Origin of the sequence: Amnibacterium flavum (assembly GCF_003097495.1) — a bacterium.
Lineage (GTDB): Bacteria > Actinomycetota > Actinomycetes > Actinomycetales > Microbacteriaceae > Naasia > Naasia flava.
The window spans coordinates 252,184-273,767 of the sequence record NZ_QEOP01000001.1; the positions used below are offsets into that span (position 1 = coordinate 252,184).

Here is a 21,584-nt window from a genome sequence, read left to right on the forward strand (position 1 = left end):
GGCACTTGCCCCTCGACGCGCGGCGTCGCGGCGGGAGGTGCCGCGGTTCGGTCTGCGAACGACTCCCCGGCCCGCGCGTATACACCCCGGATCGCCGGATCCGGCGGCGCGACACGCCCGAGGTGCGTCGGAGAGGGGGTCCCTCGGCAAAGTTTTCAAAATGTACCCCGTTTTCGGGTCAGTGCCCCCCACTGCACCTCAACCCACCCCTAAGAGGTGGTGCAACTGAGCCCGCCCCGGCCATGTACCCCAGAGGGGTCACAACCCCGCCACGGCTGCCTATCGCCCTCTTGACCAGTACTTTTGCTCTCCCGGACAGCAACCCCGCGGGCGGGATCTCCCCCCGATCGGGGGTCACTTCGCGGATGGAGACAGGTCTGTCCGCCGAACGTCGGACTGGCGGATCGCTGCCAGCCGCGCCGCGCCGCCGAAACGGGCGTATCGACGGCGGTCGCGTTTGACGCCCCCGTTCGGGCGTGGTGCCATTCACTCCTGACCACAACCCCTCGACGATGCGGGACGAACACACACGAGCCGGGGGGCAATCGTTGTTCATCTTCATCCTTCAAGTCCGCCACATGCTGGGCGGGCACCCCGAGATCTACCTCTTCGCCATCTACTCGGCGCTGATCTGGGGCCTCTGGGCGCTCAAGCTCGTCCTGTCGATGCGCTACCGGCCCTTCACCGGGGAGTTCACGGGCACGACCAGCGTCGTCGTGCCGGTCGTCGACGAACCGCTGGATCTGTTCCGCGATGTGCTCCAGCGCATGGTCGACCAGAAGCCCGGCGAGATCATCGTCGTCATCAATGGCGCCCCCAATCCGGCACTCGTCGGGGTGTGCGAGGAGTTCGCACCGGCGGTCCGCTGGGTGCACACCCCGATTCCGGGCAAGCGCAACGCCGTGATGATCGGCACGCGGATGTCGACCGGTGACATCACGGTGCTCGTCGACTCCGACACGATCTGGACGCCCGGCACGCTGACCGAGCTGGTCAAGCCGTTCGCCGACGACTCGGTCGGCGGCGTGACGACACGTCAGCGCATCCTCGAGCCCGAGCGCAGCTGGATCACCCGCTGGGCCGACTGGCTGGAGAACTCCCGGGCGCTCTACTCGATGCCCGCGCAGAGCGTGCTCGGCCAGATCGGCTGCCTGCCCGGCCGGACCATCGCGTTCCGCCGCAACATCCTGATGCGCGTCATGGACAAGTTCATGACGCAAAAGTTCCTCGGCGTCTTCCTCGAGGTCTCCGACGACCGGACCCTGACGAACCTCACGCTCAAAGAGGGCTACCGCACCGTGTACCAGTACACGAGCCTCGTCTACACGGATGCTCCCCTGCAGGTGAAGAAGCTCTACAAGCAGCAGCTCCGCTGGGCTCGCGGCAGCCAGTACAACACCCTGCGGATGCTGCCCTGGATGCTCGGTCACGCACCGGTGCTGGCCCTGTTCTTCGTGATGGACATCATCCTTCCGTTCCTGCTGCTCGGCGTGATCGGCGGCTGGGTCTGGCGGGCGATCGTCGGAGGCGGATACAACTTCTACTCCGACATCCTCACCACCTACGGGGTGCAGAGCGGGCTGGCCCTGGTGGTCGCCCTGATGGTCGCCTCGTCGGTGCTCAGCATGGCGATCCGGCAGCTCCGGCACCTCGCGGAGAAGCCCACCGACTTCTTCCGCCTCCCTCTCTTCATCATCGTGTCGACCGCGTTCCTGATGCCGATCCGGATCATCGGCTTCTTCCGGATGGCGCACGCCAGCGGGTGGGGAACCCGCGCCGGTGCGTACTCGGGCGGCGATGTGGACATGAGCGACTACGAGGCAGGCGGCACGCCGGTCGCCGGCTCGGCGTCACCTGGCGCAGCCCTCGCCCTCGAACGCACCTCGGCCGAAGGGGAAGTCCTCACCCGCGCCCGCCGCCGCGTGGCCGCCCCGCAGAAGGTGCGGAAGGGCCGCCACTACAACCCACTCGCCGCTATCCCGTACCTGATCGGATTCACGATCATCGCGCTGGAAGGACTCCTCATTGTCTCCGCGTAAGCCATCCCGCCACTGGTGGGCGCAGTCGAGCCGCAACGTCCGGATCGGCGCCATCGGCGGGTTCATCCTGCTGGCCGGACTAACCACCGTCAGCTACGTCATCTGGACCTCGCCCGGCAATGCGGCCGCCACCGTCGAAGCGATCGCCGAGCAGGTCGACAACCTCGACCCGCGCATCTCGTCCCTGAAGGCCGAGAACGCGGCACTCCAGCAGAAGGTCGAGGGACTGCGGGCCGAAGTGGCCAAGCGCGACCTCGCGCTGCGGGCCAAGTACACCCCGCCCACCACTCCGACGCCGGACACCGGCGTCAAGGACGACAGCAGCCTGGGAACCGCGCCGAAGGCTCCGACGGCCAAGCCGCCGACCGCCGCGAAGCCCGCGGCACCGACCACCCCGGTCGCAGCGGCCCCCGCCCCGATCACGGCCCCGCCACTGTCGGAGCTGGTGACGGCGCAGCAGCGCTACATGGGGCTGTACACCGAGCAGGCGCCGTTCAACTGGGCGACCTACGACGACATCGCGAGCAAGCTCGAGGTCTCGCCGTCGGTGGTCGGCTACTTCGGCGGCTGGGACGAGCCGTTCCGCGCGAACGCGGTCACCCGGGCGTGGGAGAAGGGACGCCTCCCCCTCCTGACCTGGGAGTCGCGGCCGATCAACGCCCCGAACAGCGTCATCAACGAGCCGGATTACACCCTCCCCCGCATCATCGGGGATCCCGCGAACGGTGTCCCTGGTGCGTTCGACGACTATCTGCGGCAGTACTCACGAGACATCGTCAGCACAGGACTCCCCATGGCGATCCGGCTCGATCACGAGATGAACGGAGTCTGGTACCCCTGGGCCGAGACCACCGGCAGCGGAGCTCCGATCAACGGCAACAGTCCCGGCGACTACGTGAAGATGTGGCGGCACGTCCACGACATCTTCGAGCAGGAGGGCGCCGGCGAGTACGTCATCTGGATCTGGGCTCCGAACATCGTCAACAACCTGCCGGCGACGCATCAGCCGGTCGAGTATCTGGCGTCGCTCTACCCGGGAGACGAGTACGTGGACTGGGTCGGACTGTCGGGCTATCTCCGCCCGGCGTACAAGCCCGACAACGACTTCACCTTCTCCTACAGCTTCGACCGGAGCCTCAACCAGCTGCGGACGATCGCTCCCGGCAAACCGATCCTGCTGGCGGAGGTCGGCGCGTCCGAGACGGGAGGCCACAAGGTCGGTTGGGTGAACTCGATGTTCGACGCCCTCGCCAAGCCCGAGAACTCCGACGTGATCGGAATGGTCTGGTTCAACCTCGCGGTCTCGACCTACACCGAGGGAGAACTGGGCACCAACGACTGGCGGATGGACTCCCGACCGGACACCCTCGCGGCGTTCAAGACCGGGTTCGCGAGGCCCGAGCTCGAGTTCGATATCAGCCCATGACCCGCGACCTGTTCACCGACCTCAAGTACCGCACCGACCCCGCAAACCCGTGGCTGCACCCACATCCAGGAGGAGAACCGATGGACGACACGACACGACGCGCTGACAGTCACCACCCCGACAGCGGCGTGGAGGCGATCAGCTCCGGCGAGAGCCGGATGAGCAGCACCCGCCCCCGCATCAACGTGGTGGGCACCGGATACCTCGGTGCGACCCATGCCGCGGCGATGGCCGAGATGGGTTTCGAGGTGATCGGCGTCGACTCCGATCCGGCGAAGGTCGCCGCGCTGAGCCGCGGCGAGGTGCCCTTCTTCGAGCCCGGCCTGCCCGAGCTGCTGAGACGTCACGTCGAGAGCGGTCGGCTCCGGTTCACGACCGACCTGGCTGAGGCGACCGCGCTGTCGGATGTGCACTTCATCTGCGTCGGCACTCCCCAGCAGGTCGCGAGCTTCGCCGCCAACCTCTCCTATGTCGAGGAGGCGACGGCCGGGGTCGCCCGCAACCTCACCCACGACGGCATCATCGTCGGCAAGTCGACGGTGCCCGTCGGGACGGGTGAGCGGCTCCGCTCGCTCATCGCCGGGCTGGTGCCCGACGGTGTCGACGCCGAGCTGGTGTGGAATCCCGAGTTCCTGCGGGAGGGGAAGGCGGTCGAGGACACGCTGCGGCCCGACCGGATCGTCGTCGGCGGCACGTCCGACCGGTCCGAGGCGGTCCTGCGGGCCGTGTACGCGGCGCCCCTGGCGACGGGCACGCCGATGATCGTCTGCGATCTGCCGACCGCGGAGCTGGTGAAGGTGAGCGCGAACGCGTTCCTCGCGACGAAGATCTCGTTCATCAACGCCATCGCGGAGGTCTGCGAGGCGGCCGGCGCGAACGTCTCGGTCCTCGCCGATGCGCTCGGCCACGACGCACGGATCGGACGGCAGTTCCTGAACGCTGGGCTCGGCTTCGGCGGCGGCTGCCTGCCGAAAGACATCCGCGCCCTCATGTACCGGGCCAGTGAGCTCGGCGCCTTCTCGGCCTCGTCGCTGCTGCAGCAGGTGGACGAGATCAACATGGGACAGCGGCAGCGCATCATCGACATGACACTCGACGCCTGCGGCGGTTCGGTGCTCAACCGACGAATCGGGGTGCTGGGTGCCGCGTTCAAGCCCGACACCGACGACGTCCGCGACTCCCCCGCGCTCAATGTCGCGGCAGCCCTCCACCTGAGGGGCGCGCAGGTGGTCGTCTACGATCCCGAGGCCTCCGAGACCGCCCGGCGGATGTACCCGACGCTGAGCTACGCGAGCGAGCTCGACGACGCGGTGGCCGGGAGCGACGCACTGCTCGTGCTGACCGAGTGGCCCGAGTTCGTCGATGCCGACCCCGCCCGTCTCGCGGCGATCGCGGGCGTCCCGTCGCTGATCGACGGACGCAACTGCCTCGACCCCGCGATCTGGGCCGAGGCCGGCTGGCAGGTGCGGTCGCTCGGCCGCCCGACCGTGCACTCCGCCGTCGCCTCCACCGCGGCACCGTTCACGCGTCCGGCGTGGGCGTCCGCGGGGCGGCTCGTCGCGGCGCATTGAAGACCCCGGCCGTTCGGGGGGACGGCCGGACGACGCGGTACCCGTCGGGGGGCGGGGCCGCGCCTGGCGTGACTCGTTCGAGAGTCCGCCGAATGAAGAAGCTCCGGAGGCGTTCCAGGGATCGCTTCCGGAGCTTCTTCGGCAGAGGAGAACCGGGGTCAGGGATCGAGCCGGCGCACAGTGCCGGTCAGGCCGAGGACTTCCCGGTCAAGCTCTGCGGTCCTGCGGTCTTGCGGTCCTGCGGTCTTGCGGTCTTGCGGTCTTGCGGTCCTGCGAGAGCAGGCTCGTCCATGCGAGAGCAGGGTCGTCCTGATCAGGACAGGCCCGACGTGATCACCACTCGGGTCACATCCGGGTCCTTGAGGGCGTCGTAGCCCTCGTTGACGCCGTCGAGCGCGATCTCACGAGACATGAGGTCGTCGAGGTTGAAGCGACCCTGCAGGTAGAGGTCTGCGTAGAGCGGGATGTCGTGCTTCGGGGTCGTCGAGCCCATGTAAACGCCCTGGATGCGCTTCTGCGTGCCGATCAGTCCGATGGTCAGGAGGGGCAGCGTGGCCGACGGGTCGATGATGCCGATCAGGTAGAGACCGCCGCCGGGGCGGATCATCTCGAGTCCCGACGCGGTGACCGCGGGGATCCCGACGAAATCGAACGCAGCGTCCGCACCGCGACCGGTGATCGCGAGCACCTCGGCGACGGCGTCGACCTTCGTCGAGTTGATCGTGTGAGTCGCCCCGAAGCGCTTCGCCTTCTCGAGCTTGTCGTCGGCGACGTCGACCGCGATGATCTTCGTCGCGCCGGCGATGACGGCCCCGTTGATCGCGTTGAGGCCCACTCCGCCCGCACCGATGATGACGACGGAGTCGCCCGCCTGCGTGTTCGAGGTGTTGATGACGGATCCGGCGCCGGTCACGACGCCGCAGCCGAGGAGGGCGGCCTGCGGGAACGGGATCGCGTCGCTCACCTTGACGAGCTGGTTCTCGTGGATGAGCGCCTGCTGCGCGAATCCGCCGAGACCGAAGACCTGCTCGATCTTCTCGCCGTCGCCGGCGGTGACACGGGGTGCGTCGTCCGCGTGGCGGAGGGTCTCCTCGGGGTGCTCGCACTGGAAGGTGCGGCCGGTGAGGCAGGCTTCGCATTTGCCGCAGGACTGGACGAGGCATCCGACGACGTGGTCGCCCACGGCGAATTCCGTGACCCCCGGGCCGATGGCGGTGACGACCCCGGCGACCTCGTGGCCGAGCAGCATGGGCAGCGGGGCGCCCATCTCATTCCGGGAGAAGGTGAGGTCGGTGTGGCACAGGCCCGACGCCTTGACGTCGAGCAGAACCTCTCGGCCGATCGGGTCGGCGAGGGCGACGTCCTCCGTGACGAAGCCTGCGCCGATCTCGCGCACGAGTGTGGCTTTCATGGGTGTTCCTTTCATCGGGTCCGGTCAGCGCACTCCGCTGAACCAGGGCGGCAGGAGCCGCGTCAGGTGATCCACCATCTGGGCTTCGGTGAGATCGAGTTCTTCGGTGATCCAGGCGTCGAGCAGGCCGTACGCGGCGCCGGCGATGTAGCGCGCGGTGGCGACCGTGTCGAGACCGTCGGGCTTGCGGTCGTGGACGGCGAGGGTCTCCTCGATCACCGCCGCCATGGCACGGACGCCCGCCAGGTAGTGCTCCCGCGACACGGGGAGCGAGGAGACGCTCCGGTAGAGCGCCCGGTTGTCGGCGAAGTGTGCGACCAGTCGCTCCTGAGACAGTCGGAGCGCATCGACGCGCTCGTCGACATCGAAGCGATAGAGGTCGCCGATCGCGAGGAACGCGTCGCGGCGCAGGCTGCTGGCGAGCTCGTCGAGGCTCGCGTAGTGGGAGTAGAAGCTGGCGCGGCTCAGCCCCGCGGCGCGGACGATCGCGCTGACGGACAGCTCATCGCCGCTGTCGGACAGTTCGCGGACCGCGGCGAGGATCGCCGCCCTGGTCCGCGCGACCCGGGGGTCCTCGGATCGCTGGAGGGTGTGCCGGACGGCGGCGTTGCTTCCCAGAGGCGAGATCACGCCCTGAGGCTACGCCTCTTCTGGACAGGTGTACAGAAACTGCGCCGCCCTATCGGCGGGATGCAACCAGCGATGACGCCCCGCCCGAACTTCCCCGCCATCCGAGCATGTTCAACCCTCGAACGGGGATCCCGCCGACACCGCGGTCATACGACGCCGCTGGTGCCGAGCAGGGTGCCGATGAGGAACGTCGCGGCGAGCGCGATGGCTCCTCCGATCACGACGCGGAGGGTGGGGCGCAGCGCGGGGCTGCCGCCGATGCGCGCGCTGAGAGCTCCGGTCGCCGCGAGGGCGAGCAGAACGGCGGCGAAGGTGACGGGCACCCGCACCTCGGGTGGGGGAAGGAGGATGGCGAGCATCGGCAGTACGGCGCCGATGAAGAAGGCGAGGGCGGATGCGCCGGCCGCCTGCCAGGGACTCACGACATCGGCCTCGTTGATGCCGAGCTCGGCTTCCAGATGCGCACTGAGGGCGTCGTGAGCGGTCAGCTCCGTCGCCACCTGTTTCGCGGTCTCGGGCGTGAGTCCCTTCGCCTCGTACAGACCCGCCAGCTCCTGCAGCTCCTGGTCGGGGAGCTCCGCCAGCTCCTGCCTCTCCTTCGCGATGAGGGCGCGCTGACTGTCGCGCTGACTGCTGACGGAGACGTACTCGCCGAGCGCCATCGAGATCGCTCCCCCGACGAGACCCGCCGTGCCGGCAGTCAGGATCGGCGCGATCTCCGAGGTCGCGCCGGCCACCCCGACCACGATCGCAGCCACCGAGACGATGCCGTCGTTGGCGCCGAGCACCCCCGCGCGAAGCCAGTTGAGCCTGCCCGCGATGCCGTCGCCGTGGGGCTCGTGAGCGTGGGAGTGCGGTGCTGCGGCGGCGGACATGCGCACAGCAAAGCACTCGACGCGGGCGACCGCCAGCAAGGGCACCCTGGCGTGCACACCGGGGGTCCGTGCACACCGGGGGGGGGGGGTCAGCGACCGATCGCGTCCTCGTCGTCGACGACGATCTGAGGCCCCGTCCCGAGTTCGGCTGCACGGTAGACGAGATCCGCGTACCCCTCGAGCACGCTCTGGCAGATCACGAGCTGCTGCGCGGCGATCGCCTGCTCGTCCAGGGCGACGACGGAGCGCGCCTCGAGCTCGGCGAACCAGCGCTGCAGCCGCTCGAGGGACTGCTCCTCCTCCTCGAGCTCGGCGAAGGTGAGCTTGTCCGTCTCGATCTCCTTGCGGATCTCGACCTCGAACTTGCCGCACTCCGCGATGAGCTCCGTCCACTCGTCGCGGCGGGCTCCGATGAATGCCTCGCGCAGAAGATCGGTGTCGCTTCCGGATCCCCGGGTGACGACGAACACCCCGAGGGTGCCGCCACCGCGCTCAGCGAGGACACGGGCGCCGTCGATCCCCTGCTCCATCACCGGGAGTTTCGGCGCGGCCCACATGCCCGAACTGATGGGGACCGCCCCGGTCTTGCGCAGCGCCCGCCAGACGGCGACACGATGACGACTGGGCTCTTTGGGCACGCGGGCGTTCACCAGCAGCCAGTCGAACTCCTCGTCCATCGGGGCACTCTAACTCGTTGATACTGAAAACTGTGTGAAACCTGACAGTTGACTATATGGGAGGAGGCTGCATGTAACCTCGGTTACCGTTCACAGAGATGCGGACGCCGCCTTGCGCGGGACCAGCCATTCCGCCATTCGGCGGTATCAGCAAAGGAGCAATCATGAGCCTCGGAGCGGGAATCTTCCTCTTCGCCGTCGGCGCCATCCTGGCCTTCGCCGTCAACGTGTCCGTCGACTGGGTGAACCTCCAGGTCATCGGCTACATCCTGATGGCGGCCGGCCTTGTCGGCATCATCCTCGGCATCGTCCTGATCACGCGCAAGCGCACCGCCACCTCCACCACGGCGACCGGCGTCGACCCCGTTTCGGGCGAGAGCGTCCGTCGGTCGGTCCGCACCGAGGACCAGATCTGATCGGATGATCGACCGCCTGGCGACGGGAGACATCCTCGGCTCCGTCCTGGACGACCGCTACACCGTCCACGAGCTGATCGGCCGGGGCGGGATGGCCTCGGTGTACCGAGCCTGGGATGCGGAGCTCCACCGCTCCGTCGCGATCAAGGTGCTGCGCGGCGAGGCCGATTCCGGCCCCGACGCGCGGCGCCGTGTGCGCGAGGCTCGGGCCGCCGCCGCCATCAACCATCCGGCTCTGGTGACCCTGTACGACGCGGTCATCCGGGACGATCGCTCCTACCTCGTGATGGAGCTGATCGACGGGGCGACTCTGCGTGCGCAGATCGCATCGGGCCGACTGGACTCCCGGGACGTCGCTGCGATCGCGCACGACCTCGCCGACGGTCTTCACGCGGTGCACGCGGGTGGCGTCATCCACCGTGACATCAAACCCGCGAACATCCTGCTCGCGCGAACGACCCTTCCGGAGCGGCCCTTCCGGGCCAAGCTGTCCGACTTCGGAATCGCGCACGTCGTCGACGCCACCCGGGTCACCTCACCCGGACTGTTCCTCGGCACCGCGAGCTACGTCAGCCCTGAGCAGGCGCGCGGCGAGGAGGCCGCGGCGCCCGCCGACATCTACGCACTGGGACTGACCCTCCTCGAAGCCCTCACCGGCACACCCGCATTCGTCGGCTCTCCGTTGGAGGTCATGACCGCGAGGCTGGTGCGCGACCCCTCTGTTCCCGCCTGGCTCGGGTCCGAGTGGTCCGCGTTGCTGACGCGGATGACGGATCGCGACCCGAGCGCACGGCCGACGGCGATCGAGGTCGCTGCCGCGGCCCGTGCGATCCCCGCCGCCGACCGCCATCCCGGCGACCTCTCGGTCAGCACAGGCGCACTCGAGATGGGCACCCAGGAGATGAGCACCCAGGAGATGAGCACCCGGGAGATGAGCACCGTGGCGCTGAGCGCCGACGAACTCAGCACCGCAGCGACCTCCCCGACCATTTCGACCGAGAACCGCGCGACAAGAAACTCAGCAACAGCGAACTCGGCAACAGCGAACTCAGCAACAGAGACCGCAGCGACCGAGCCGTTCGATGACGGCCATCCGACGCTCCTTCTTCCTACGACCCCGACGCCCCCTGGGGCCGACGACCGATCGACCGACCTCGACGACCTCGCGATGGCCACCGCCGATCGACAGGCGGAGACCGCGGGCGGGCCGACGGAGACCGAGCGGTCGCCGCGAACACGCCGCCGCCTCACCTGGACCCTCGCCGTCACCCTCGTCGCACTCACGCTGATCGCGGTGAGTCTCCTCACCCTGCCCCGACCCGCCGCCGGGGAGAGCACGGAACTCCAGCCGAGCCCCTCCCTCCCCAGTCTCGCGCCACCGCTCGACGACGACCTCCGCGATCTCCTCGAGCAGGTGTCGCCGTGACCCGGCGCGCAGCGGCCATCCGGGCCTCCGTCGCACTGCTCGTCGCACTCCCCCTCGCGGGATGCGCGAGCACCCCTTCGACCGATATCCACACCGCGCTCTCGAAATCGCTCACCTCGGCGGTCTACGAGCTCGCCGACCAGGCGTCGACCGGCGCCTACGCCGACGCACTAGGACGGCTCGATGAACTCGAGGCGCAGGTGGCGGACGCCGCGGCGGACGATGAGATCTCCGCCGCCCGGCTCGTGACGCTGCAGGCGGCGATCGACCGTGTCCGCCAGGATCTCTCGACACTGTCGGCGTCGTCATCGGACACCGACACGACCGACACGACAGCCGACTCCGAACCGACTCAATCCACCGCCCCCGTCGACTCGACCGACACCGCACCGGAGCAGCCGGCGCCCGAGACCTCGAACGCCCCGGCTGCGCCGAGCGACGAGTCTCCGGCGACAGGGCCCGCGACGCCGGGCGGCGGCAAGGGGAACGAGAAGGGTGGAGGCAAGAAGGACGAGCAGGGACAAGAGGGCAAGGGCAAGGCGGGCGGTCCCGGCAAATGATCGGTGGTCGCGTCCTCTAGACGCTCACCCAATACTCAGGATCGTCGGTTGTAACATGGGTTACATCGCCAGGCACTGGGGTTGGCGATGAATGAACAAAGGAACCGCTGTGAACGTTCTCGTCGTCATCATCGCCATCATCGCGATCGTGCTGCTCCTCACGGGCGGCTTCGTGCAGTCCCTCAACTTCCTTCTGTGGGTCGGCGGCATCCTCCTTGTCGTCGCCCTCATCGTGTTCCTGCTGCGATTCATCACCGGTCGCCGCGTCTGACCCCCACCTCACTCCACCCCGCATAGGACGCGGGTGATGCCGAATACCCCCTCGGCATCACCCGCGTTTTTTCTTACCCGCCAGCCGCGTGACGATCAGCGTGGGCCATGCACGGAAGTGCGGCTGCCGTCATGCAGCTGAGCACTTCGCGTCGCAGAGAGTGCGACTGCCGTCATGGTGTTGGCCATTCCACGACGATCACCGCGCGACGATCAGCGCGCGAGCTCCGCGACGATGGCCGCTGACACCTGGTCCGTGGTCGCGGTGCCTCCGAGGTCCGCGGTGCGGACCCCCGCCTTCGTGACGGCGCGGAACGCGGTGGTGAGGTCGTCGGCCGCCGCGGTGTGACCGAGGTGGTCGAGCATGAGGGCGCCGGTCCAGATGGCGCCGATCGGGTTGGCGACGCCGCGTCCCGCGATGTCGGGCGCCGACCCGTGGACCGGCTCGAACAGCGACGGGAACTGCCGCTCCGGGTTGAGGTTGGCGCTGGGTGCGACGCCGATCGAGCCCGCGATCGCGCCGGCGAGGTCGGAGAGGATGTCGCCGAACAGATTCGACGCGACGATGACGTCGAACCGCCCGGGATCGAGCACCAGACGTGCGGCGAGCGCATCGATGAGGATGCTCTCGAGCGCCACGCCGGGCGCTGCCGCCGCAGCTTCCGCCACGACCTCGTCCCAGAACGGCATGGTGTGGATGATCCCGTTCGATTTGGTGGCCGAGGTGAGCCTGCCGCCACGCGACTCGGCCAGCCCGACCGCGTACCGGGCGACCCGTTCGATGCCGTGACGGGTGAACACGTTGACCTGGATCGCCTCCTCCTCGGGGCGCCCGCGGTACGAACGGCCGCCGATCTCGGAGTACTCGCCCTCGTTGTTCTCGCGCACGAGGACGACGTCGATGTCGTCACCGCCGGCGACCGGGCTCGGCACCCCGTCGAGCGCACGGATGGGCCTCAGGTTGATGTACTGGCGGAACTCACGACGGATCGGGATGAGCAGGCCCCAGAGCGTCTCGGTGTCGGGGATCTCGGGGAGACCGACGGCGCCGAGGAAGATCGCCTCATGGCGGGCGAGGGTCTCGATGCCATCGACCGGCATCATCCGTCCGGTCTTCAGGTAGAGGTCGGAGCCCCAGTCGTAGTCCACCCAATCGACCCTGCTGCCGTGGCGCGCGAGCGCGGCGTCGACGCACGCGATGGCGGCCGGGACGACCTCCTTGCCGATTCCGTCGCCTGCGAGGACTGCGATGCTCATCCGGTGTCTCCTCCGCGAGATGTTTACAAGTTGTAAAGGTACACTGATAACCTGACATAGGTGGCGGAAGGAGGCTCATGGATCAGGCAAGCCCGCAGGCCGTACTGCTGGAGAAGCTCGCGGCGAATCCGCTGTCCCGGACGGGTGGCATCGCTCTGTACTGGCAGTGCAGCGAACTGCTCAAGCGACTGATCGAGGAGAGCCACTACCCGGCCGCCGTGCCCCTGCCCGCCGAGAACGAGCTGGCGAAGGCCCTCGGGGTGAGCCGGCCGACGTTGCGCCAAGCGATGGCGCGACTGGCCTCCGACGGCATCATCCACTCCCAGCGCGGAGTCGGGGCTTTCGCACTGCGCAGCGGCCTCGTCCGTCCCGTCGGCCTCAGCAGCCTCTACCGCGACCTCGCCGACGCCGGCCAGGTACCGACGACCAAGGTGCTCGTGCTCGAGCAGGTCAATGCCGAGCCCACCGTCGCCGCCGAGCTGCACATCCCTGTCGGCACCCCCCTGCTGCACATCGAGCGGGTCCGCTTCGCCGACGGCACTCCCGTCGTCGTCACCCGATCCCTGCTCGCCCTGCCCGACGGCGTCACGCTCACCCGGGAGCAGCTCGAATCCGACGGGCTCTATAACCTCCTCCGCCGCGTCGCCTCGATCGAGCTCGTCGGCGGTTCGCAGACGGTCAGCGCGCGACACGCGACCGCTGCTGAGGCCGAACTGCTAGATCTGCCGTCCGACTCCGCGGTCATGGTCGCCCATCGCGTGACGTTCGACAGCCGCGGCAACGGCATCGAATACGTGCACATCATCTACCCCGGCGGCACCGAGCTGAGTTCCGACCTCCGCGGCACGTCCACTCACGCGGCGGAAGTGGAAGCGCGCCGATGACCGCCGTCCTGTGCCTCGGCAGTCTGCTGCTCGACACGATCGCCGTCGTCGACCGCCTGCCGGGGGACGACGAACGGGTCGAGGCCGAGCACGTCGTGCTCGCGGGCGGCGGCAACGCATCCACCTCGGCCGTCACCATCGCCCGGCTCGGCGTCGATGTCGACTTCGCCGGCGTGATCGGCGACGACGACATGGGCCGGCTCGCACTCTCGGGCCTCGCCGCCGAGGGGGTCGGGGTCTCCGGCGTCGAGATCCGCGACGACATCGAGACGAGTCACTCGGTCGTCATCGTCAACACGGGCAGAGCGGCCCGCACGATCATCACCCGTCCGACCACCATCCCGACCGCTGTGCCGACCGGGTACGAGTGGATGCACGTCGACAAGGTCGGTTATCAGGCGCTGCGGGCCGCGGGGGGCAGCGAATCGCGCGTCTCGATCGATGACGGCAACCCGGTCGCCGACCTGGATCTGAACCTGATCGATCTGTATGTGCCCACCACCCAGGTCCTGCTCGATCGGTATGGCGTCGGCGATCCGATCGAGGCGGCGAGGCGTGCTCTGGCGGACGGCGCGCGGACCGTCGTCGCGACGGACGGGAGTCGCGGATCGTTCGCGGTCACCCTGGACACCATCGCCTATGCGCCGGCCCTCCCCATCGTCCCGCTGAGCAGTCTGGGGGCGGGAGACGTCTTCCACGGAGCCCTCCTCGCCGCGGTCGTGCTCGGCAAGGAACTGCCCGACGCGATCCGTTTCGCCAACGTCACCGCCGCGCTCTCGTGCCGCGCCATCGACGGCCGCTCGGGCATCCCCGACCGGCAGGAGGTCGAGGACGTCCTCGGCGAACTCCCCACGACCACCGGCCAAACGCCGGCGCTGATCCGAGAACTGCTCGGCCGAACCGCCTAGCACCCCACCCACAGGAGAACCATGGCCATCGCAACCGTCAATCCGACCACCGGCCTCGTCGAGCAGGAATTCGACCCCATCGACGAGACGGAGATCGAGCGACGCATCGCCGCTGCCGCCGACGGGTTCGTGAGCCTCTCGAAGACCAGCTTCGAGGAGCGCGCGGGCTGGATGCGCGCCGCTGCCGATCTGCTCGAGGCCGATGTCGACGAGCTGGCGCGCCTCATCACCGTCGAGATGGGACGGCCCATCGGGCAGTCCCGGGCCGAGGTGCTGAAGAGCGCCAAGGGCATGCGCTTCTACGCCGACCACGCCGAGGAATTCCTCGCGCCAGAGTGGCTGCCCGACCCCTCCGCCGTGAACGCATCGGCGGCGGGAACGCGGTACGAGCCCATCGGTGTGGTGCTCGCCGTCATGCCATGGAACTACCCGCTCTGGCAGGCGCTGCGCTTCGCGGCCCCGGCGCTGATGGCCGGCAACGCCGGGCTCCTCAAGCACGCGTCGAACGTGCCCCAGGCGGCGCTGTACCTCGACACCCTGTTCGAGCGCGGCGGCTTCCCTGCCGGATCCTTCGCCTCCCTGCTCATTCCCGCTTCGGGTGTCGAGCGGGTGCTCCGCGACAAGCGGATCGCAGCGGCGACCCTCACCGGATCGGAGCCCGCCGGCCGCTCGCTCGCCGCGATCGCCGGTTCCGAGGTGAAGCACGTCGTGCTGGAGCTCGGCGGTTCCGACCCGTTCATCGTGATGCCGACCGCTGATGTCCCCGCCGCGGTCTCCGTCGCGGTCAAGGCCCGTGTCCAGAACAGCGGCCAGTCCTGCATCGCCGCCAAGCGCTTCATCGTCCACTCCGACGTCTACGACGAGTTCCTCGGCCTCTTCGCCGCCCGTATGGGAGAGCTGTCGGTGGGCGACCCTCTCGACGAGAGCACCGACGTCGGCCCGATCGCGACCGAATCGGGTCGTGACGAGCTCGCCGGCCTGGTCGACGACGCCCGCGCGAAGGGTGCCGACATCGTCGTGGGCGGCGCGACGCCCGACCGTGCGGGCTGGTTCTACCCGCCGACCGTGATCGCCGATGTGACGCCCGAGATGCGCCTGTTCGCGGAGGAGGCCTTCGGCCCCGTCGCGACGGTGTCCCGTGTCGCGGACGCGGCGGAGGCGGTGAAGCTCGCCAACTCGACGACCTTCGGTCTGAGCTCGGCGGTGTGGACCAACGACCCGGCGGAGGAGGACCTCTTCGTCCGCTCGCTCGCGGCCGGCGGCGTGTTCGTCAACGGGATGACCGCATCGTTCCCCGAGCTGCCGTTCGGCGGGGTGAAGGACTCGGGCGTCGGCCGCGAGCTCTCCGCGGCGGGCATCCGCGAGTTCTGCAACCTCAAGACGGTCTGGAAGGGCTGAGCCAGCCGCGGGGCCGGCACTGGTGGTCGGCCCCGTCAGCCGGGTCGCCCGTCAGCCGGGTCGCCCGTCAGCCTGGATCGACTGACGCGTACGCCGCTGCGAGGAGGGCGTGCGCGTCTTCTGCGACGCGGGTGTCCCGGTCGAGTACATCGCGCCAGACCGCCAGCCCCGCCGCATGGTCGGGTGCGAGTGCGGACACGGTGAAGGCCTCGAGCCCGAAACGGCCGCGGTAGCCCGTCTCGATCGCTCCGGTGACGAACTCGGCGAGGGGGATGTGCCCTCGGCTCAGCTCGCCGCGGTGGTTCTGCTCGAGTTCGAGGTAGCCCAGACGCGGCAGGGCTTCTGCGACGGCCGCGACCATGTCGTCTTCCTCGATGTTCATGTGGAAGACGTCGAGGTGGACGCCGAGCCGATCCGAGCCGGAGGCGGCGACGAAGTCCATGGCCTGGCCGGCCGTATTCAGCAGGGATGTCTCGTAGCGGTTGACAACCTCCACCAGCAGACCGACACCCGATTCGGCGGCCTCTTCGGCGAGGTCGCCGAGGATCTTGGCGGTCCGGTCGAAGACGGCTCGAGAGGCGGGACCCGCCGCCTTGCCGAGCACCCCGTAGAGGATGCCGGTGAGCCGGTCCGACTCCAGCTCGGCGGAGAGCTGCACGCCGCGGCGCAGGCGTGCGAGTCCGCGATCGCGCACCTCGGCGTCATCGCTCGAGATGTCCTCCGCCGCGTTCTGGTTGGTGTTGGTCATCAGACGGAGACCGTGGGACCCGACGAGGGAGCGGATACCGGAGGTGTCGTAGGTCCAGGGGTCGCGCAGGACGGCGACGATCCGGCGGTACCCGATGCGGGCGATTCGCTCGACGAGCGACTCCGCGAGGGCGGGCTGCCAGCCGGTCATCCACACCCCCGGGTTCACCGCGAGGTCCGGGCCACCGTGATCCGAGGCGACGGGACGGGGCACCGACGGGCTCACGGCAGGATCTTCCTCGCCCGAAGAGACCCGAACAGGTCCGCGAACATCTCCTCCGTATCGATCACCTCGGTGAAGCCCGCCTGTCGCAGCTTGATGGTGCTGAGGAAGAGGGGAACCGACCGGGCTTCGTGGATCGAACCGTCGGGGGTCCAGGCGAGCATGTCGTCGGCGAACTCGTGCGAGTAGCCGAGCAGTTGCGCGAGCGTGTTCGGCCGAAGACCGTGCCGTTCCACGACCCTGTCCCAGACGTCGGCGTGCTGCGGCAGCCACTCGGCGAGACTCATCCGTTCGTCGGGCCCGGTCTCGACGTCGAGCATGCCGGCGAACGCCGGCCAGATGTCGGCCCAGGCGATCACGTCGCCGTTGGTGATGTTGAAGGTCTGGTCGCGCGCTGCCGGGGCCTCTGCAGCCCAGTGCATCGCCGAGCCGATCAGTCGCGCGTCAACCGCTTCGACGGGATACCGGTGACCGCCGGTGAAGGAGAACGGCTCGCCGAGTTCCGCCCGGATCGCGGCGTAGGCGCCGATCACCGGCACCATGTTCATGGCGACGCCGATCCGGTCGCCGAAGATCGCCTGCGGCCGCCAGATCGTGTAACCGAAGCCGCGTTCGGTCGCCGCCGCAGTGAGCGCGTCCTCCTGCAGCCAGTAGAAGTTCGGATGCTCGACGCGCGGCTGGGACTCCTTGGCCGGGACGGGCATACGGCCCACGTGGTAGCCGTAGGCCTTCGTCCCCTGCAGCAGAGACACGTGTTCGACCGGGGAACCGGCGATTCCCGCCAAGACGTTCTCGAACATCAGCCCGTTGGTGATGCGCTGCTCCGGGTCCGTCCAGCCGCTGATGAGCGACGGCTTCTCGAACAGGGCCGCATAGGCGACGTGCGTGATCGGGCCGACGGATCCGAGAGCCTCGACGACGGCGTCGGCGTCGGTCAGGTCGACCGCGACATGGCGGAGACGGTCGTGCGGCGCGTAGTCGGGCAGCCGCCGGGACACGGCGACGACCTCGTACCCGTCGTCGTCGAGGAATCGGCGGGCCGCGGCGCTGCCGACGGTACCGCTCGCCCCGAGGACCAGGATCCTCTTCTGCCCGCTCATCGCTGCCTCCCGGACCCGGTCGTCGCCGAGCGGGCCGCGAGGAACTCGTCGACCTCGGCACCGGTCGGCATGGCGGTCGAGCACTCGTAGCGGGTGGCGACGATCGCGCCGGCGGCGTTGGCGAACTGCAGCGTCCGCTCGAGCGGCCAGCCTTCGATGAGGCCGCGGCACAGCGCCCCGCCGAACGCGTCGCCCGCACCGAGCCCGTTCACGACGTCGACGGGGATCGGCGGGACCTCGATGCGCTGGTCCCGCGTCTTCGCGAGCACGCCCCTCGGCCCGCGCTTGACGATCGCCAGCTCGACCCCGTGGGAGAGGAGGGCATCGGCGGCACGGTCGGGATCGCGCTCGTCGACCGCCATCTCGCACTCGTCGGCATTGCCGATGGCGACCGTCACATGCTCGAGTGCGGGCCGCACGGCGGCGGAGGCCTGTTCGAGGCCGTCCCAGAACATCGGACGGTAGTCGAGGTCGAGCACCGTGTGCGGGACACGACCTCTCGCCTGCCAGGCCGCGAAGTGCGCTGCCCGCGAGGGCTCTCGGGAGAGCCCGGTGGCCGTCGCCCAGAACACCTTCGCCGCGGCGACCTCATCGAGGGGGATGTCATCGCCGTCGAGGTACATGTCGGGCGCGGTGGGGTTGCGCCAGATGTAGAGCGGGAAGTCGTCGGGTGGGAACATCTCGCAGAAGGTCAGCACCGAGGGGATGCCGGCGACGGGGTGCACGTGACGCGTGTCGACGCCGAACCGGGCCAGCTCCTCGACCGCGTAACGGCCGAACGGGTCGTCACCGGTGCGGGTGAGTATCGTCACGGCCAGGCCGTGCCTGGCCGCGGCCACCGCGACGTTGGTCGCGCTGCCGCCGATCGACTTGCTGAAGGTCGGCACATCCTCGAGCCGGACCCCGGACACCGTCGGGTAGAGGTCGATGCAGATCCGACCCGCGACGACGACGTCGGGGCGCGCGCCGGTCACGCGACCTCCGCGGCCGACAGCTGCTGAAGGCGACGGACGGACTCGCCGGCGAGGAACGCGGCCGGGTCGTCGGACGTGGTCGCATCCGCCCAGATGGCGCGACCGGCGAGGAAGCCCTGGGCACCGCCGGCGACGCACGCGCGGACAGCGTCGGGGAAACGGGCAGCGGTCACGCCCGACGAGAGGACGACCCACGGGCAGTCCACCACTTCGGTGATCGCGCGGGCGGTCTCCGTGATGACCTCGGGGTCGCCGGCGCCGTAGGAGGGGACCTCCGCCTTGTAGAGGTCGGGGTTCGTCGTCGCGAGATCACGGGTCGCCTCGACGAGAGCGGCGTTGCGGTCGGCGTCCGTCCACGAGGCGATGTCGTCGGGTCGCACGACGCCCTCGACCACGCCGGGGAGGCCCGCACGACGGCAGAGGTCCATGAAACGGGCCGACAGGTCGATCGCCTCATCGCGGCGGTCGGGGGCCCACGGAACGAGCACCTTGAGCGCGGCGGCGCCGAATCCGATGGCGAAGTCGGGCGTGACCTCCTCGTCGAGCGAGGCGACGTTGACCTGGCCGCCCGGGATCGACGCCGACAGGATATCGGCTGCGAGGATGACCGGCCGGGTCGAGACGGCGGCCGCTGGTCCGCCGTACTGACGGTCGATCAGCACCGCGCTGGCATGAGGCACCAGGGTCTCGACGACGAGCAGCTTGAATGCGGCGAGCTCATCATCGCTCACGGGCGACGGCGCACCGACGGACAGCATGTTCCGCAGCGACTCGCGTTGATCGATGGCGAGCATCGAGAAGCGCCCATGACGATCACGCAGTCGATCAAGGGGAAGGGAGGAGGTCATGAGGCCGTCCGATTCGTCTGAGTGCCCCGATTGTCCGTGAGCGCCGTTGGTCTAGTAGTTACAAGTTGTAAACGTATCCTATCAACTGGGCATCTGATAACCTCCTTGCCCATGCGAGCAGCGCGTTATCAGGGGGATCATCTCGTCACCGTCGACGACATCCCCGTCCCCGAGGTCGGTCCGACGGACGTCCTCATCGTCCCCGAATACGTCGGACTGTGCGGCACCGACGCCCACATCGTCGACGGCGACTACCGGAGCATGCCGCCCATCACGCTCGGCCACGAGATCGGCGGCCGGATCGCCGCGGTCGGCTCGAGCGTCCGCAACCTGAAGGTCGGCGACCTCGTCAGCGTCGAACCGCACTACTACTGCGGCGTCTGCCTGTACTGCCAGACGGGACGGCTCAACATGTGCCCCGACCGGCGCGCCCCCGGAGTGCACCTCGACGGCGGGATGGCGGAGTTCCTCGTCGTCGACGAGACCATCGCCTACACGGTCCCCGGGACCGAGGACGCCCGTCGGGCCGCGCTCACCGAGCCGTTGGCCTGCGCCGTGCACGGGATGGACCGCCTCGCCCCCGAGTCGGGCCTCCCCATCGTCGTCTTCGGGGTCGGCCCGGTCGGGGCGCTGCTGATCATGCTCGCCCATCGCGCCGGACTGGGTCCGATCGTCGCCGTCGAGGGTCGGCCCGCCCGTCGTGACCTCGCTCAGCGTGTCGGCGCGGATGTGGTGCTCGACCCCTCGAGCGACGGCCTCCACGATCTCCTCATCGAGGCGAGCGGTGGCACCGGATTCCCGTACGCCATCGATGCGGTCGGCTCCGTCGCCGTAATGGAGACGGCGCTGCCCGCCCTCTCACGGGGCGGCCGCTACCTGATCTTCGGCGTCGCGCATCCCGACGCTCGTGCCAGCATCTCGCCGAACGACATCTACGCTCGCGAGCTCACCATCCTCGGCACCGCACTGAATCCGTACACCCACCGGCGGGCCGCCAATCTGGCCCACCAACTCCCCCTCGATGAACTGCGCTTCGGCGACTTCCCGCTCGAACGGTTCGACGAGGCACTGGCGGCTCAGCGGGACGGCACGTACGACAAGGTCTTCATCACCCCTCAGACGAAGGATTGACCGACATGGACCTCTTCCGACTCGACGGACGCGTCGCCCTCATCACCGGCGGCGCCTCGGGAATCGGTCTCGCGACCGCACGACTGCTCTCGGAGGCGGGAGCGAAGGTGTGGATCGGCGACCTCGACCCTGCGACGGGCGAGCCGGCCGCGGACTCCGTCGACGGGCGGTTCGTCCGGATGGACGTCTCCTCGACCGAATCGGTCGACGCGGCGGTCGACGCCGTTCTGGCCACGGAGGGGCGTCTCGACATCGGCGTGAACTGCGCGGGGATCCGGCACCTGGGCGCGAACGCGGAGTCGCTCACCGACGACGAGTGGGCGACGGTCATGGACATCAACTCCACGGGCGTCTTCCGGTCCTGCCGGGCGGAGGCGCGTCCCATGCTCGCCGCGGGTTCCGGCGCGATCGTGAACATCGCCTCGATGTCGGGGCACATCGTGAACCGGCCGCAATCGCAGGCGACGTACAACGCGTCGAAGGCGGCTGTCATCATGCTGACCAAGTCGGTCGCGGTCGAGTGGGCGGCCCGGGGAGTCCGTGTCAACAGCGTCTCCCCCGGCTACGTCGAGACGGCTCTCACCGCGCGCAGCAGGGCGATGCCCGAGCGCCTCGACGCCTGGCTGCAGGCGACACCCATGGGCCGTCTCGGGCAGCCCGAGGAGATCGCCGCCGCGGTGCTGTTCCTCGTGTCCGACGCCGCGTCGTTCGTCACCGGCTCTGACCTGTCGATCGATGGCGGCTACACGTCGGTTTGAGCGAGGGATAGTCCCTGTTCGGCGCCGCAGGATCGCGAGGGTCAACCCGACCTCG

The 21,584-nt window shown here is 69.1% G+C and carries 21 protein-coding genes; 12 read left to right on the forward strand and 9 right to left on the reverse strand.

All coding sequences use genetic code 11. The features are described from left to right. Positions 1-548 precede the first annotated feature (548 nt). From DDQ50_RS01195 to DDQ50_RS01205, 3 genes are all read left to right on the forward strand, one after another. On the forward strand, positions 549-2,039 hold the full coding sequence (locus DDQ50_RS01195) for a glycosyltransferase family 2 protein (RefSeq protein WP_116754914.1): 1,491 nt from the start codon (positions 549-551) through the stop codon (positions 2,037-2,039). Beyond that, positions 2,026-3,465, forward strand: a complete 1,440-nt coding sequence (locus DDQ50_RS01200) for a glycoside hydrolase family 26 protein (protein ID WP_240614192.1) — start codon at positions 2,026-2,028, stop codon at positions 3,463-3,465. The genes DDQ50_RS01195 and DDQ50_RS01200 overlap by 14 nt, the downstream gene beginning before the upstream one ends. 158 nt (positions 3,466-3,623) lie before the next feature. Beyond that, positions 3,624-5,036, forward strand: coding sequence for a UDP-glucose dehydrogenase family protein (locus DDQ50_RS01205; RefSeq protein WP_116756022.1), 1,413 nt, complete (start codon positions 3,624-3,626; stop codon positions 5,034-5,036). Between the two features lie 313 nt (positions 5,037-5,349). Here DDQ50_RS01205 and DDQ50_RS01210 read toward each other — a convergent pair whose 3' ends face one another. The 4 genes from DDQ50_RS01210 to DDQ50_RS01225 all read right to left on the reverse strand — a co-directional run bounded on the left by DDQ50_RS01210 (position 5,350) and on the right by DDQ50_RS01225 (position 8,629). After that, the gene (locus DDQ50_RS01210) at positions 5,350-6,447 is read right to left on the reverse strand and encodes a zinc-binding dehydrogenase (protein ID WP_116754915.1); all 1,098 of its coding nucleotides are present in this window, start codon (positions 6,445-6,447) and stop codon (positions 5,350-5,352) included. Between the two features lie 24 nt (positions 6,448-6,471). Further along, positions 6,472-7,077, reverse strand: a complete 606-nt coding sequence (locus DDQ50_RS01215; RefSeq protein ID WP_116754916.1) for a TetR/AcrR family transcriptional regulator — start codon at positions 7,075-7,077, stop codon at positions 6,472-6,474. A 146-nt stretch (positions 7,078-7,223) separates the two neighbouring features. Next, positions 7,224-7,952 (reverse strand): VIT1/CCC1 transporter family protein, encoded by a 729-nt coding sequence (locus DDQ50_RS01220; RefSeq protein WP_116754917.1) that lies wholly within the window; start codon positions 7,950-7,952, stop codon positions 7,224-7,226. 89 nt (positions 7,953-8,041) lie between these two features. After that, positions 8,042-8,629 carry a Chromate resistance protein ChrB gene (locus DDQ50_RS01225; RefSeq protein WP_116754918.1) on the reverse strand — a complete coding sequence of 196 codons (588 nt, stop codon included), beginning with the start codon at positions 8,627-8,629 and terminating at the stop codon, positions 8,042-8,044. Between the two features lie 164 nt (positions 8,630-8,793). Here DDQ50_RS01225 and DDQ50_RS01230 point away from each other — a divergent pair, with 164 nt between their 5' ends. The 4 genes from DDQ50_RS01230 (at position 8,794) to DDQ50_RS17135 (ending at position 11,302) form a co-directional block, all read left to right on the forward strand. Beyond that, positions 8,794-9,045 carry a DUF6458 family protein gene (locus DDQ50_RS01230; protein WP_116754919.1) on the forward strand — a complete coding sequence of 84 codons (252 nt, stop codon included), beginning with the start codon at positions 8,794-8,796 and terminating at the stop codon, positions 9,043-9,045. Positions 9,046-9,049: 4 nt separating this feature from the next. Then, a complete protein-coding gene (locus DDQ50_RS01235) occupies positions 9,050-10,471 on the forward strand; it encodes a serine/threonine-protein kinase (protein ID WP_116754920.1) in 1,422 nt (473 codons plus the stop codon). Next, positions 10,468-11,031, forward strand: coding sequence for a hypothetical protein (locus DDQ50_RS01240; protein WP_116754921.1), 564 nt, complete (start codon positions 10,468-10,470; stop codon positions 11,029-11,031). Before DDQ50_RS01235 ends, DDQ50_RS01240 begins: the two co-directional genes overlap by 4 nt. Before the next feature lie 109 nt (positions 11,032-11,140). Beyond that, positions 11,141-11,302, forward strand: coding sequence for a hypothetical protein (locus DDQ50_RS17135; protein ID WP_165829646.1), 162 nt, complete (start codon positions 11,141-11,143; stop codon positions 11,300-11,302). A 212-nt stretch (positions 11,303-11,514) separates the two neighbouring features. Here the strand turns inward: DDQ50_RS17135 and DDQ50_RS01245 are convergent, their stop codons facing one another. Continuing rightward, positions 11,515-12,558 (reverse strand): tartrate dehydrogenase, encoded by a 1,044-nt coding sequence (locus tag DDQ50_RS01245; protein ID WP_116754922.1) that lies wholly within the window; start codon positions 12,556-12,558, stop codon positions 11,515-11,517. A 77-nt stretch (positions 12,559-12,635) separates the two neighbouring features. On the opposite strand from DDQ50_RS01245, the gene DDQ50_RS01250 reads away from it, so the two are divergent. The 3 genes from DDQ50_RS01250 to DDQ50_RS01260 are packed head-to-tail and all read left to right on the forward strand — an operon-like array spanning position 12,636 to position 15,748. Beyond that, positions 12,636-13,442 (forward strand): GntR family transcriptional regulator, encoded by an 807-nt coding sequence (locus DDQ50_RS01250; protein ID WP_116754923.1) that lies wholly within the window; start codon positions 12,636-12,638, stop codon positions 13,440-13,442. Further along, complete coding sequence (locus DDQ50_RS01255; RefSeq protein WP_116754924.1) at positions 13,439-14,350, forward strand: carbohydrate kinase family protein; 912 nt, start codon at positions 13,439-13,441, stop codon at positions 14,348-14,350. The genes DDQ50_RS01250 and DDQ50_RS01255 overlap by 4 nt, the downstream gene beginning before the upstream one ends. Positions 14,351-14,371: 21 nt before the next feature. Continuing rightward, positions 14,372-15,748 carry an NADP-dependent succinic semialdehyde dehydrogenase gene (locus tag DDQ50_RS01260; RefSeq protein ID WP_116754925.1) on the forward strand — a complete coding sequence of 459 codons (1,377 nt, stop codon included), beginning with the start codon at positions 14,372-14,374 and terminating at the stop codon, positions 15,746-15,748. A gap of 67 nt (positions 15,749-15,815) precedes the next feature. On the opposite strand, the gene DDQ50_RS01265 is transcribed toward DDQ50_RS01260, so the two are convergent. From DDQ50_RS01265 to DDQ50_RS01280, 4 genes are read right to left on the reverse strand one after another with little or no spacing between them, the layout of a single operon-like run. After that, positions 15,816-16,721 (reverse strand): sugar phosphate isomerase/epimerase family protein, encoded by a 906-nt coding sequence (locus DDQ50_RS01265; RefSeq protein ID WP_116754926.1) that lies wholly within the window; start codon positions 16,719-16,721, stop codon positions 15,816-15,818. Next, positions 16,718-17,818 carry an NAD-dependent epimerase/dehydratase family protein gene (locus tag DDQ50_RS01270; protein ID WP_116754927.1) on the reverse strand — a complete coding sequence of 367 codons (1,101 nt, stop codon included), beginning with the start codon at positions 17,816-17,818 and terminating at the stop codon, positions 16,718-16,720. The genes DDQ50_RS01265 and DDQ50_RS01270 overlap by 4 nt, the downstream gene beginning before the upstream one ends. Further along, the gene (gene iolC, locus DDQ50_RS01275; RefSeq protein ID WP_116754928.1) at positions 17,815-18,792 is read right to left on the reverse strand and encodes a 5-dehydro-2-deoxygluconokinase; all 978 of its coding nucleotides are present in this window, start codon (positions 18,790-18,792) and stop codon (positions 17,815-17,817) included. The genes DDQ50_RS01270 and iolC overlap by 4 nt, the downstream gene beginning before the upstream one ends. Beyond that, positions 18,789-19,586: an aldolase gene (locus DDQ50_RS01280; RefSeq protein ID WP_165829647.1), complete on the reverse strand. Its 798-nt coding sequence runs from the start codon at positions 19,584-19,586 to the stop codon at positions 18,789-18,791. Before DDQ50_RS01280 ends, iolC begins: the two co-directional genes overlap by 4 nt. A gap of 165 nt (positions 19,587-19,751) precedes the next feature. Between DDQ50_RS01280 and DDQ50_RS01285 the strand changes: the two genes are divergently transcribed. After that, positions 19,752-20,771: an alcohol dehydrogenase catalytic domain-containing protein gene (locus DDQ50_RS01285; RefSeq protein WP_116754930.1), complete on the forward strand. Its 1,020-nt coding sequence runs from the start codon at positions 19,752-19,754 to the stop codon at positions 20,769-20,771. A gap of 5 nt (positions 20,772-20,776) precedes the next feature. Further along, entirely contained in the window at positions 20,777-21,529 is a 753-nt protein-coding gene (locus tag DDQ50_RS01290) for an SDR family NAD(P)-dependent oxidoreductase (RefSeq protein ID WP_116754931.1), read from the forward strand. The last annotated feature ends 55 nt before the right edge of the window (positions 21,530-21,584 follow it).